This is a genomic window from Streptococcus cuniculipharyngis (assembly GCF_007859195.1).
Classification (GTDB): Bacteria; Bacillota; Bacilli; order Lactobacillales; family Streptococcaceae; genus Streptococcus; species Streptococcus cuniculipharyngis.
Genome location: NZ_VOHL01000010.1, coordinates 1 through 12878, shown reverse-complemented (window position 1 = coordinate 12878; position 12878 = coordinate 1). Strand labels below are relative to the sequence as shown.

The window sequence follows — 12878 nt, the reverse complement described above, 5'->3', positions numbered from 1 at the left end:
TTTCTCCGGTACTTAGGTGTAAAAACTATATGATATTTGCACATCCATTTGGTATGTGATAAACTGTAACTGGTTTTAGCCATTTCTTTTTCCTCCTTTATCTAACCTGAACAATTAGATTATATCAGGAAAAAGAAATGGAAGCTCTAAGCCTGGGCAGCCACCAGCATAGCTGGTGGTTTTCTTGTTTTTCTCTACGAGAAAAACTGGCTCGAAGCCATAATAAAAAACTAGCCTTAGGCTAGTTTAAGCTGCCAGACAAATCTCATGACTGAGGTTTGTTTTTGCTTGCCTAGACTTGTTCGCAAACAAGCTCTACAATATCCTGATGCAGACTACCAGCTAATACAGTTCTAATCCAATCATCAACAGGTCTTTGGCCCTGCTCTTGCGATAAACTAGCCCAATCAAAAGCTAAGAAATCATCCAGTAAACGATCGTGTTCCCCTAGCTGATTGAGACGTTCTTGTATTGTCAACAAGCTAGCTAACTGTTCTTTAATTTTAGCCTGATGGGCTTGAATCAGCATCAAAAGTTCTTGCTTACTGAGTTGCTGCTCTGCCATTTTTCCTAAAAAATCACGAATAGCTGCCAAGGACAAACCAAGGCCTGATAGGTACTGAATCAGATAAAGACGGTTGACCATCTGGGGGGCATAGTCGCGGTAATTATTGCTCAGCCGTTCAGGTTGGGGAATCATCCCCTGTCGCTCATAATAGCGAATAGTTGACACGGCCAAACCTGACTTAATCGCTAGTTCTTTTATCGTCATAACCTTTCTCCTTGACCTTATACTATGGTTCATAGTATATACTAAAACTAATCAAAAAACAAGGAGAGGACTCAATGACACGAACACCCATTTTTCAACAAACCAGTTTTGGGCTGGTTAAGGGCTCTAGCGATGGCTTGACCCAACGTTTTTCAGGGCTACGTTATGGCTGGGCTAACCGTTATCAAGCCCCACAAGCCTACCATTACCAGCAGGCAGAAATTGACGCTAGCCAACCTGCCCCTATCGCTGCTCAGCCAAACATCTATTTCAAGGAATATTTTTTCCAGCAAAATTACAGCCAACAAGAACAGACGGAACAACCGCAAATACTCTCCATCTATCGCCCCATGAATACCAAGCCAACAGATAAATTACCGGTTATGGTCTGGATTCATGGTGGTGCCTTCACCAATGGTAGCGGTGAAAGTAGCGAATACACACCTGATTTACTGGTCGCTCAAGAAAACCTTATTGTGGTAAATATCAGTTACCGACTAGGTGTACTGGGATACCTACGAGATGAAAACGGTAAGCTGGCCAATCTCGGCTTACTAGACCAAATTCTAGCTCTCAAATGGATCAAACAATATATCGCCGAATTTGGTGGTGACCCAACTCAGATAACCCTCTTTGGTCAATCAGCAGGAGCTGAGTCTGTCCGAGATATCCTACTGGCTGATGGTACAGAAGAGCTTGTCCAACGAGCGATTATCCAGAGTGCTCCGATTGGAGCAGCCTATGCTGATAGAAAAGCTATGTCTGAAAGTATGTTAGCGAACTTTTTAGACCTGCCAATCGACGCTCCCTTAGCAGATGTTCTCGCCAAACAGGTAGAGATTGAAGAAACGACCAAGGTTCATAACCTGGCTCGATTTATGAAATTTGCTCCTCATTTTGGTGTCTATCCACTGCCTAGGATAGAGGACATTCCCCAAAGACTAGCTCAACGTGCTAAACAGGTAGAACTCCTTATCGGTAGCAATAGTCGTGAGGTCGCTAGTTTTCTCCCTACCATGCCAAGGGTTGCTGGTCTAGTTGACAAGAAATTAGCGAAAAGAACGACTGAACTAGTCGTCAAAAAGCTCAGCCGAGCTATTTTTAACCAGCCTGCCAAAGACTTTGCCTTGGCTTATTCTCAAGCTGGTGGCTCAGTCCATCTCTACCATTTCTTCTGGCAAGAAAAAGCCCATTTGGTTGCTGCAGGACATGACTTGGAACTGCCCCTTCTCTTTAATTTTGCGGACTTTCCAGATTCCCCTTTCCTTTTAGGAGCTTCTTGGGACGATACCAAGCAGGCTGGTATCCCCCTTCGTCAAGTCTGGGGACAATTTGCCAAGACAGGAAAAGTTGACCTCGCGGGCATTCCTGATATGCTAAGTATTGAGAAATTAGATGACGCTGCAACAGCTGTTGGACGAAAAGACTAATTTCCCCTCAATAGCTATCCTACTTCAACTTATGGAAAAGACTGGGATAAAATCCCAGTCTTTTGGTTTATCTTAAAAATAGTTTAAGCAGGATACCGTCCGTGGTCAAAAGACTAACTTCTTTTTCATCTGAAGTCAATTCCAAGCCCATACCTTCAGCCCGCTTGACGGTAGCAGTAAACAAGTCTGCTTGGTCGTAATAAATGGTGTAATAAGCCAAGCCTGGTAGGTCGCTTTCCCGGTCAGCTAGGTTTTGGCCCGCCCATTGATTAACCGCCAAATGGTGATGATAGTCACCAGAGGCTAGCCAAACCGCTGACGGCAACCTAAATTTATCTGTCACCCCGAGCAAGTCTTGGTAGAAACGACTAGACGCTCCGCTATTTTTAACGGATAAATGAACGTGTCCCATCCGAGTGCCTTGGGGTAAGCGGTAGGGTAGGGCGACTCCCTGTCCCAAATCATAGAGTTCTTGCTCAGCAATCGGACGCGTGTCTCCGACAATCCGTCCATCCTCCCGAACATCCCAACCAGACATGGGACGGTCTTGATAGACCTCAATCCCATTTCCTTCCGTGTCTTCAAGATAAATGGCTTCGCTATAATCATGGTCACTGGCTCCAACCAGAGGAACCTGATTAGCGATAAGATAGTTAAATAGTTGGCCCAAGTCCTTCCGACTAGGTAAGAGCAGGGCAAAATGGTAGAGACCGTAACTGTCCTTGACCGCTTCTGGCCGCTCAGTTTTTAACAAACGGAGCAAGAGGGTTTGACCGACCCCCAAATCCACCTGCTGGTCTGTCTGCTCAAGCACTGTCATGCCCAAGACCTGTTGGTAATAGAGACTTTGAAGCTCAAGATTTTTTACATTAAGAGCCACATGGCCCAGTTCAAATTGTGATTGATACATCAATTTTCCTCCTAGTCAGCCAAAAAGTCTAACAAGTCCTTGGCAAATTGGTCAGCATATTGGAAGAGAGACCCATGACCTGCATTAGGATAGATAATGAGTTGGCTATTAGCAATCTTACGGTGCATGTCATAAGAATTTTCTGTCGCCACCATCATGTCCTTATCACCATTGACAATCAGAGTCGGCTGGCTAATAAAGGCTAAATCATCAGCTTCAGCCTTGCCCCAGCGTTTGATGGCACGGAGCTGTTGCAAGAAACTAGGCACTGCCATGTCCTTATCGGCATAAGCCTTGCTCCGGCTGGTCAGACGGTTAAGCACCTCTTCCGCATCACGTTTGCCCTCTTCATCATGGTTATAAAAGATAAAGCGTTTAGGGTCCACCCCCTCTAGCCCTGCCTTAAACATGTAATTGAAGGTGGTCTTGGTCACTTGGTCAATCCCCAGACCCGCTCGTGGTCCTGTACCAACCAAAATCAAGCGATTCACCAAATCAGCTTGGGCACGCACCACTTCCTGAGCAACCATACCGCCCATAGAAAGCCCTAGCAGATTGATTTTTTCATAACCCAAAGCCTTGATAATGTCAATGGCTTGCTCAGCCATACCAGGAATGGTCTTGGCAACCTTGCCTTGGCTAGCACCCACACCGGGTAGGTCTAGTAAGATGACATGTTGTTCCGCTGCCAAGAGGTCAATTAGTTTAGGATCCCAATTATCCATGGTAGCCGCCAAATGGACCAGCATAACTAAAGGCAAGTCTGATTTGCCCTTGCTCAATTCACGGTAGGCGATGTCTTGCTGGTTGACGGTTAGGTATTGATTGCCTGTTGTTAGATATGACATGTTCTTTCTCCTATTTCTCAAAACTCAAGACAGTTTTCCCTCGTGAACGACCATTAGCTACCTTGTCCAAGGCCTGATTGACCTGACTAAAAGGAAAAACTGTATCAATGGATGGTTTAATCTTCAATTGACGAAAGAGATTGGCAACTTCTTGCAACTGCTGACCATTGCTCTCAACAAAGATAAAATGGTAATTGACACCATATTTTTCTGCCTTCTTATCAAAAGAGCGACCAGCCAAAGCAAAGAGCCATTGTTTCCAAAGGGGTAAGTTCATCCGTTTGGCAAAGCTGCTATTGGGCATGCCACGTAGAGAAACTAGCTGACCACCTTTTTTCATAATGCTCATCTGTTTCTCAGTCTCTGCTCCACCTAGGGTATCAAGGACATAGTCCACACCACTGAGGGTCTTGCTATAATCTTCTGTTTTATAATCAATAAAACGATCCACCCCCAAGGCTAACACACGCTCTTTATTCGTTACGTCACCATTGGTAATAACGGTCAGACCTTTGGCCTTAGCGATTGGAATAGCCATGGCTCCCACACCACCTGTACCGCCAGAAATAAAAATGGTCTTACCCGCCTGAGCTTTCATCAGCTCCAAGGCCTGCATGATGGTCAAAGCAGTCAAGGGAACAGCTGCTGCTTCTGTATCTGAGAGATAGTCTGGTACCAAGGCTAGGGCTGCAGCATCTACCGCCACATATTCCGCAAAAGCACCGATACTATCTAGGGGAAGGCGAGCAAAAACACGGTCACCGAGCTTGAATTGGTCGACTTGACTGCCCATCGCTTCCACACGACCAACCACCTCATTGCCTGCAATCAAGGGCAGTTTATAGGGGGTAATCAGCTTGACTTCCCCACGAGAAATCATATTGTCCAAGGGATTGACCCCCGCTGCAGTTACCTTGACCAAAACTTGTTGGTCAGTAATCCTTGGTTTTTCTACCTCGGTGATGGTGACATCAATACTCTGTTTATCGTATTTGGTTAAGAGGGCTGCTTTCATCGTTTTCTCCTTTTTCTCTCAAGCGATATAACTGGTCAATAAAACCTTGCAAGTGACGACTGGCCAAGTCCTTGGCTAAATTGGCTTCTAATTCCTCAAAGACTGGTGTCAAGCCCTGTTCAATATAAGCTCCAACAGGACAGCTGGGATTGCTATGTTGATGGCGGTCAAAAAGTCTGACCCTATCCTGCTCCTGAGTTGCTAAATAAATATCCAAGAGGCTAATCCTAGTCGCTGACCGTCCAAGCTCATAGCCTGACTTGCCCTGCCGACTTTTAATCAGGTCAGCCTTTTTCAAGAGGGCAATGACCTTACGAACATAGCTAGGGTTGGTCCCCACGCTATCGGCCAAAAAACCTGAGGTCAGAGCATCTTGACTTTCTGAAATCATGGTTAACAAATGTAGGGCAACAGAAAATTTCGTATCCATTAGTTTGTCCTCTCTTGACTTGATAAGTTTTGTCGCTGACCATCTGCCACAAAGGTCAAGGTCTTATCGATATGGTAGGCATGAACGGCAGACACAAGATTAACCAAATCCTCATTCAGCTTCGGTGCTAACTCTTGATAGAAGGCCTGACGAGCCTCTTGATTGGCAAAACCGATAATGATTGAGGCATGTAGGTGTTCTGACTGAGGATTGTCATGGGCAACATTTGGCGTATCCCAGGTTGCCTTATGCCAAGGCAGATAGACTTGGGAGCGTAGCTCAGTCACCCCATCAACTGTTGCCAAAGTCGCAAACAAGTCTTGGTTAATCAATTGCTTAAAGGCTCCGCTTTTGACCTCGTCACGACGACGAAAATACAGAACATCTCGCAGCTGGGTTGTCCTATCTTCTGATACTGTCAACCAACGCGACGAATAAGGAAATCCCATGTGCATCAAGGTGCGACGAAAAACATTGACCTCATCTTCAAAGGCCAGAGCCGTCTGCTTACGACCAGCAATGGGAGACAAAAGGTTATCAAAAGTCACCTCAGCAATGCCATCGACCCGACGGTCTGGTTTAATGTCAGTTTCCAAACCAGTAGCAGTCGGCCAAAAACTATGCTCAGTCGCACTCAGGTGTTGTTGACGATAATCCAAAAGCCCCGGCGAAGCCGCAATAATATCGGCATGAGAGCCAGCCCAGTAGTTCATCCCCTCTTGACGAGGTTTATCCTCTCTCATCCAGAGCAAAATAGAAACTGAAAATTGATTGGTATAAGCTTTAGTCATTTAATTATCCTTTTTCTTTTTGTTGTACTTGTACTTGATACAAGTTATATTTTAGCTTCTTTTTCTTAACCTGTCAACCCTTTTGCTCAAAAAAGAAAAATCGCTAACTCCTAGAACTCAATGTTAATATGCTGATGACTTCAACTAACCTAAACAGGAAATAGAAAAGAAGCTGGCACTTCTGCACCAGCCTCCTTTTTATTGGGCTAACAAGTTGTCTAAAAATTGGACTTGTTTAGCATAAACCTCCTGAGCATAGGAATTGTCCAATCTTAGTTCAAAAATATGGGGTAACTTGACCTGCTTGACATCATAGAACTGGGAAGCAACTGGCACCCCCAAATCCTCCAAGCGTTTGACCAAGGCCTGATTGGATTTGGTGAAACTTCCTGTATTACCATCACTGATAAAGCTGGCAGGAAAATCTTGGTTGACATTTTTGAGAATGGAGGACTCTTCTACTCGTTTATCCTGTACCACATCCAAGACTTGGAAATAGGAACGAGCCAGTGGTGCTACCAGCCAATCAAAGGCAAATACACCTGTTTTCATCCCCATCTGAATATCTGACCAGGAACTGACACCGATATAGCCCTTGGGCGTGAGCTTGGCTAGGGGGGAAAACTGGATGCCTTGAGCATAGTCTGGATTGGTCAAGACCAGGGCTAACTGTCCTGCCAACTGCCCACCTGCTGAATCTCCTGATAAAATAATTTTATTAGTATCAATGCCATAAGTCGCCGCATTGGCTTCCACATAGGCCAAAGCCTCATCCACCTGCCTTAAGCCATCCTTGTAGCGTGCCTTGGGCGAAAGCAGGTAGTTGACATTGACGACATTGTAACCATCTGTCACATAACGGAAAAGATAGTCTTCCCTTTCAATCTTATCTCCAGCAGCATAACCTCCACCATGAATATAGAAAATGGTTCCCTTGGCATTAGGGGTGGTATAAATGTCCAATTTATTATTGCCTAATTGAGAAGGGTAGGTTAAATCACGGTAATAAACCACTCCATTCTCTCCCTTTTCCTTACTTTCTGCTTTTTCTGGAACAACTGTTGAGCCAAAGAAAACATTGGTATGGCTGGTGATAAAGTCAGGATTGATGACATTGTAGATAAAAAAGAGGTGTAACACCACTGCCAGTCCCAAAACAAGCTTGGTCAGCAGTCCGAGCAGTTTCTGACCAAGGGAAGAGGGGCCTTCAGGTGATTTTCTTGACCAAATTAGGCAAAGCGACAAGAAGCCCAAGTAAGCAGCGACCAACATGGTCACCGAATAACGCCCCAAAAAGCTAGCCAAGAGCAAACCCACAATCCCAAGACCAGTCAAATATCGCTGCCACTTCTGCTCACTTTTGTAACACCGATAGGCTAAGACGGTGATTAAAAGAGGCACTAAAAGGCCCAGCTGATTGAAAAAAAGATAGAGTCCCAAACTCAGTAGTAAGAGTAAAGCATCCAAAAAGTACATGATTCGCTTATCCTTTCTATGGAAATGATTTTTCCATCTTTTATGATAGCTATTTCAGACTCAATATTATATAATAAATTTACGTTTTTTATCATAAATGTTAGTTTTAGGAGTTTTTTATGTTTAGCCTAAATCCTGATCAACTGAAAATTAGCCGTCAACGATTTGAAGAAAGCATCTTTTTCCGCCGCGAATACCAGCAATTACACAATCCCTTGAGTTGGACCGACTATTTATTTGATCTGGTTCAGACGGGACAATTTGACCAAGTCTTAGACCAGCTCAATCAACCTTGGGACTGGACACCAGGCCAATTGGCCGAAGATGAACTCCGCAGCCATAAAAATCTAGCCATCTGCCTCATCACTGAATTAACCTCTAAAAGTCTTAGCCACCATCTCTTAACGAGTGACATTGGCTTTTCCCTGACAGATTCTAGCATTCAGTTACTAGAAAAAGCGCAGAGCCAGCTTGCTGTCAGTGATTGCTTAATCGCTTTTATCTACCTTTTAATGGAAGAAATTCAAGATCAACCTCGTCAGAGCCAGCATCATTTAGTAATCTTGACCAAAAAATATATCCACAAACATTTCAACAGTAAGATTAGGATTGCTGACTTGGCCAAGGACATTCAGACCTCAGCCAGCTACTTATCCACCATCTTTAAACAAGAAGAAAAGATGACTATTCAGGCCTACATTCAGCAGGAAAGAATTCAGCGAGCTAAGCAAATGTTAGTCCACTCTGACCTGTCCCTGACCAGTATTAGCCAACTGACTGGCTTTACCTCCCAAAGTCATTTCGGTAAGGTCATGAAGGCCTTAGAAGGCATGACACCTAGACAATACCGCCTCAAATATAATAAGCATTATTCTCATATATAAAAAAGCCCCACTCCATGAAGAGAGCGGGCTTATTTAGTCATTTAATTTTTTCCTTTGGCTAAAAAACGAATAATTTCTTGATAGGCATCTCGAGCTGCCCCTGATTTATCCTGTTTTAGATTGGATAAATAGCCATGTTTTGTTGGTCCATAAATATCCAATGGTGTTTCAAAATTACTTACTTCAACGCCTAATTTTTTCAGTTGATTTTCCATTTTCTTCATATCATAAGGAAAACCATCTGCTGTTCCAGCAGTAACAAACGCTCTCGGATAATTTGGGGTCAGCCATTTCAAACTATTATATAAATTAGTTTTCCGACGGTTCTCAAAATAAATAGACTGTTCTGTATAATTGGCAATTAATAGTTTAAGTTTAAAGGTTGCGTTTTTGTCATACATATCTAAAGGAGCATCATCAATAATCAGACCACGAATATCTGCTGTTGTTAATTTAGGTGCTTGAGATAAATTAAATTGTTGACGATAATTAGAATTTGATAAAATCGCTCCATACTGACTGACCATAATCGCTCCTGCGGACTGTCCAAATAAGGTAACGTCCTGCATATTCAAACCTAAATCGTCAGCATTAGTAACTAAATAATTCAAGGCTTCATTCATTTGAATAATCGGATCTGGAAAATGATACTCTGGAACTAAAACATAATTGACATTGACAAAATTGTAACCCTCTGCTACAAATTTTGAAAAGAATGACTGGGAACCATCACCTTCTGCTAGGGGATCTCCCAAGACCTTATCTCCACCAAAAAATCCACCACCATGAAAATAAACGATCGTTGGTCGTTTACTTGATGTATCTTTGTTGGGATAAGTAATATCTAAGAAACTATTAGGATAATTTTGACTAAATTGAATATCATTAACATATAGCTGACCGTTTTCTAACATCTGACGATTGGTCTGTTTTTTAGGGGTTCTTGGGTTGATTTCTGCCCCATTCGGATAGAGTAAGCTTTGAATCACACTCACTGCTATTTGTGGACGATAGGCAAGCAAAAAATAGATAACCAATAATAATACAACAAGCCCAGAACAGGTGACGATTGTAAATTTTAATATTTTATTTTTAATCATAAACACCTCCCATATTATATTATATTAGAACGTCTTGCCAACTTAACCACAGCCTCGGTCCGGGCCGTATGGGGAAACATATCCACTGACTGAATGTACTTGACCTCATAAACCTTGCTCAAACTAACTAGGTCACGAGCCAGTGTTGAGGTATTACAAGAAACATAGACCATTTTTTTCGGGGCATAGGTCAGAATGGTTTTCAATAATTTCTCATCTAAACCTGTTCGTGGGGGATCAACAATAATAGCGTCTGCCCGATAACCTTCCCGATACCAGCGAGGGATGATATCTTCAGCCTTACCTGCCTCATAGTGAGTATTGGTAAAACCCATGCTGTCAGCATTAGCCTTGGCATCTGCAATAGCCTCTGGGATAATGTCCATGCCGCGGACTGATTTGACCCGCTGAGCAAAGGCAAAGCCAATGGTTCCCACACCACAGTAGGCATCAATAATATGGTCAGTTTCAGTCACGTCCAAGGCCTCAACCACCTGACCATACAAGACCTCTGTCTGCTCAGGATTGAGTTGATAAAATGCTCTCGGAGACAAGGCAAACTGATAGTCCAAAACAGCCTCCCTAATCGTTTCTGACCCCCAGAGAATTTCCGTTTTCTGGCCATAAATCTCACTGGTTTTGGCTCGATTGAGGTTAAGGGCTACCGTCTTAATGTCTGGACATAACTGGGTCAGTTCCTTAATCAAAGGCTGCAACCTCACTTCCTTGCTGGTTACAAAGATTAACTGGATTTGACCTGTTGCTTTTGCTCGCCGAACCATCAGGGTCCGCACCCCATCAGCCCGTCGTTCTTGATAAATAGGGGTTTTGTGCTTATCCAAGAGTTGCACCACCTGATTGACAATAGCTTGCGTCACCTCGTCCTGCACTAGACAGTCTTTAATATCAATCAAGCGATGAGAATTTTCCGCATAAAGTCCCGCCATGACCTTGCCACGATTTTTCCGAATTTGAAACTGGAGTTTGGCACGGTAATGGGTCGGGTTAACCATACCTAGGGTTGGTCTAATCTCATAGTCTTCATAGCCTACTGGCTGAAATTTTTTCAAGGCTTGCCGAATCACATCATCCTTAAAGGCTAATTGCTTGTCATACCGCAGGTGCATGATTTGACACCCCCCACACATCTCGTAGATGGGGCAGGCTGGTTTGACCCTAAATTTTGAGGCCTTATTGACCTTCAACAGACTGGCTTCCACAAAATTACGCTGAACCTTGGTAATCTGACAAAAAACTTCCTCACCTTTCAAGGCACCTGGCACAAAAACCAGCGTTTTCTTATAAAAACCAATTCCCTCACCATTGATGCCCATCCGCTTAATCTTGAGAGGGATTTTTTGTTTGACTGCTAAATTCATCACTTTCTCCATCTTCTTATCTCTTAATATTTTACCATTTTTTGATATAATAAGAGCATGAAAATCACCAAACTCGAAAAGAAAAAACGGCTCTATCTCTTAGAAATCGATGGCACTGATAAGCTTTATATCACTGAAGACAGCCTCGTTCGTTTTATGCTCAGTAAAGGCAAAGTCCTCACCCAGACTGAGCTAGAAGAATTAAAAGATTATAACCAGTTTTCCTTAGGCAGGGGGCTTGCCCTCTATTATCTCTCCTTTCGTCAACGAACTAGGGCTGAGGTAAGTCGCTACCTCTTAGACCATGATATCGAGGAAAAAGCTCTAGCTAATATTCTAGATTATTTAACCCAACACCGCTTTATTGATGACAATCATTATGCCAAGACTTATATTGAACAACAAAGCCAGAGTGGTGACAAGGGACCCTATGTGATTAAGCAAAAATTACACCAAAAAGGCATTGCAGCTGACCTGATTGATAGCTATCTAAATCAGGTTGATTTTACTGATAGTCTAGAAAAATTAGCCCAAAAACTCTACAGAAAATATAGTCATCGCCTGCCCAACAAGGCCTTAGAGCAGAAACTCCTAGAAAGCATGAGAAATAAGGGCTTCAGCCATGCCCAAGCCAAAGAAGCTTTAGAAGAATTAGACCTTAACAATAATGAAGAAGAGGAACTTGAGCTGCTTTACAAAGAATTAGATAAGCAATACCGGAAATTCTCCAGAAAATATGAGGACTATCAACTCAAACAAAAACTCTATCAGGCCCTCCTACGCAAGGGCTACCAGTCTAACCAAATTCAAACAGCTCTCCGAGAATACCTCTAATCTTGTTTAAATTACATGCAATTTTTCCATAATTGTGCTACAATGTTAGTGAGTAAAGTCTTTTAGAAAGTTGGTAAGAGATGAAATTACCTAAAGAAGGCGACTTTATTACTATTCAAAGTTATAAGCATAATGGTAGATTACATCGTGCTTGGCGAGATACCATGGTTCTAAAAACAACAGAAAATGCTCTAATTGGTGTCAATGATCACACCCTAGTCACGGAAAATGATGGTCGACGCTGGGTAACACGTGAACCAGCTATCGTTTATTTCCATAAAAAATACTGGTTTAACATCATTGCCATGATTAGAGAAGACGGCATATCTTACTACTGCAATATCGCTAGTCCTCACATCATTGATGAGGAGGCACTCAAGTATATTGACTATGATTTAGACGTCAAAGTTTTTCCTGATGGACATAAGCGATTGCTAGATATTGACGAATATGAATTTCATCGTAGTAAAATGCAGTATTCAGCTGACTTGGATTACATTTTAAAGGAAAATGTTAAAATCTTAGTGGACTGGATCAATCAACAAAAGGGACCATTTTCTCCTGCCTATGTTGATATTTGGTACCGACGGTATCTTGAATTAAAGAATCGGTAAAAGTCCTAATATCCCCCTTAATAATCCGTTTCATCGAACTGATTATTAAGGGGGATATTTTTCTAAATTAGATAATACAAAAAAGCTTGCAAAACAAGCTTTTTTAATACAGTCCGTACGGGATTCGAACCCGTGTTACCGCCGTGAAAAGGCGGTGTCTTAACCCCTTGACCAACGGACCATCCTATTATGGGCACGAGTGGACTCGAACCACCGACCTCACGCTTATCAGGCGTGCGCTCTAACCACCTGAGCTACGCGCCCATAAGTTTCGTACAAAAATGTACAATGCCGGCTACATGACTTGAACACGCGACCCTCTGATTACAAATCAGATGCTCTACCAACTGAGCTAAGCCGGCCTATTATTAGTTATGCGGGTTAAGGGACTTGAA

13 protein-coding genes, 3 tRNA genes and 1 pseudogene are annotated in these 12878 nt (G+C 42.9%); 4 read left to right on the top strand and 13 right to left on the bottom strand.

Annotation, left to right across the window (positions count from 1 at the left end):
- A pseudogene (locus FRX57_RS07485) lies at window positions 1-83 on the bottom strand (IS200/IS605 family transposase); the annotation flags it as partial.
- A 209-nt stretch (window positions 84-292) separates the two neighbouring features.
- Entirely contained in the window at window positions 293-772 is a 480-nt protein-coding gene (locus tag FRX57_RS07480) for a MerR family transcriptional regulator (protein ID WP_186600846.1), read from the bottom strand.
- Window positions 773-846: 74 nt separating this feature from the next.
- Here FRX57_RS07480 and FRX57_RS07475 point away from each other — a divergent pair, with 74 nt between their 5' ends.
- Entirely contained in the window at window positions 847-2202 is a 1356-nt protein-coding gene (locus FRX57_RS07475; protein ID WP_146568213.1) for a carboxylesterase family protein, read from the top strand.
- A 67-nt stretch (window positions 2203-2269) separates the two neighbouring features.
- On the opposite strand, the gene FRX57_RS07470 is transcribed toward FRX57_RS07475, so the two are convergent.
- From FRX57_RS07470 to FRX57_RS07445, 6 genes are all read right to left on the bottom strand, one after another.
- A complete protein-coding gene (locus tag FRX57_RS07470) occupies window positions 2270-3112 on the bottom strand; it encodes a VOC family protein (protein ID WP_146568211.1) in 843 nt (280 codons plus the stop codon).
- Between the two features lie 11 nt (window positions 3113-3123).
- On the bottom strand, window positions 3124-3960 hold the full coding sequence (locus tag FRX57_RS07465) for an alpha/beta fold hydrolase (RefSeq protein WP_146568209.1): 837 nt from the start codon (window positions 3958-3960) through the stop codon (window positions 3124-3126).
- Window positions 3961-3970: 10 nt separating this feature from the next.
- Window positions 3971-4975, bottom strand: a complete 1005-nt coding sequence (locus FRX57_RS07460) for an NADP-dependent oxidoreductase (protein ID WP_146568207.1) — start codon at window positions 4973-4975, stop codon at window positions 3971-3973.
- Window positions 4944-5405 carry an Rrf2 family transcriptional regulator gene (locus tag FRX57_RS07455; protein WP_146568205.1) on the bottom strand — a complete coding sequence of 154 codons (462 nt, stop codon included), beginning with the start codon at window positions 5403-5405 and terminating at the stop codon, window positions 4944-4946. Before FRX57_RS07455 ends, FRX57_RS07460 begins: the two co-directional genes overlap by 32 nt.
- The gene (locus FRX57_RS07450; RefSeq protein WP_146568203.1) at window positions 5405-6196 is read right to left on the bottom strand and encodes a hypothetical protein; all 792 of its coding nucleotides are present in this window, start codon (window positions 6194-6196) and stop codon (window positions 5405-5407) included. Before FRX57_RS07450 ends, FRX57_RS07455 begins: the two co-directional genes overlap by 1 nt.
- A gap of 198 nt (window positions 6197-6394) precedes the next feature.
- The gene (locus FRX57_RS07445) at window positions 6395-7672 is read right to left on the bottom strand and encodes an alpha/beta hydrolase (protein ID WP_146568200.1); all 1278 of its coding nucleotides are present in this window, start codon (window positions 7670-7672) and stop codon (window positions 6395-6397) included.
- Between the two features lie 119 nt (window positions 7673-7791).
- Here FRX57_RS07445 and FRX57_RS07440 point away from each other — a divergent pair, with 119 nt between their 5' ends.
- Window positions 7792-8556: a helix-turn-helix domain-containing protein gene (locus FRX57_RS07440; protein WP_146568197.1), complete on the top strand. Its 765-nt coding sequence runs from the start codon at window positions 7792-7794 to the stop codon at window positions 8554-8556.
- Between the two features lie 41 nt (window positions 8557-8597).
- Here the strand turns inward: FRX57_RS07440 and FRX57_RS07435 are convergent, their stop codons facing one another.
- Together FRX57_RS07435 and rlmD are read right to left on the bottom strand one after the other, a co-directional pair.
- Complete coding sequence (locus FRX57_RS07435; RefSeq protein WP_146568195.1) at window positions 8598-9656, bottom strand: alpha/beta hydrolase; 1059 nt, start codon at window positions 9654-9656, stop codon at window positions 8598-8600.
- A gap of 14 nt (window positions 9657-9670) precedes the next feature.
- Window positions 9671-11035, bottom strand: coding sequence for a 23S rRNA (uracil(1939)-C(5))-methyltransferase RlmD (gene rlmD, locus FRX57_RS07430; protein WP_146568193.1), 1365 nt, complete (start codon window positions 11033-11035; stop codon window positions 9671-9673).
- 57 nt (window positions 11036-11092) lie between these two features.
- Here rlmD and recX point away from each other — a divergent pair, with 57 nt between their 5' ends.
- Window positions 11093-11869 (top strand): recombination regulator RecX, encoded by a 777-nt coding sequence (gene recX, locus FRX57_RS07425; RefSeq protein WP_146568191.1) that lies wholly within the window; start codon window positions 11093-11095, stop codon window positions 11867-11869.
- Between the two features lie 80 nt (window positions 11870-11949).
- Window positions 11950-12483 carry a nucleoside tri-diphosphate phosphatase gene (gene ntdP, locus FRX57_RS07420; protein ID WP_146568188.1) on the top strand — a complete coding sequence of 178 codons (534 nt, stop codon included), beginning with the start codon at window positions 11950-11952 and terminating at the stop codon, window positions 12481-12483.
- Window positions 12484-12592: 109 nt separating this feature from the next.
- On the opposite strand, the gene FRX57_RS07415 is transcribed toward ntdP, so the two are convergent.
- From FRX57_RS07415 to FRX57_RS07405, 3 genes are all read right to left on the bottom strand, one after another.
- Window positions 12593-12664, bottom strand: a tRNA-Glu gene (locus FRX57_RS07415).
- Window positions 12665-12673: 9 nt separating this feature from the next.
- Window positions 12674-12747, bottom strand: a tRNA-Ile gene (locus FRX57_RS07410).
- A gap of 25 nt (window positions 12748-12772) precedes the next feature.
- A tRNA-Thr gene (locus FRX57_RS07405) sits at window positions 12773-12845 on the bottom strand.
- Window positions 12846-12878 lie beyond the last annotated feature (33 nt).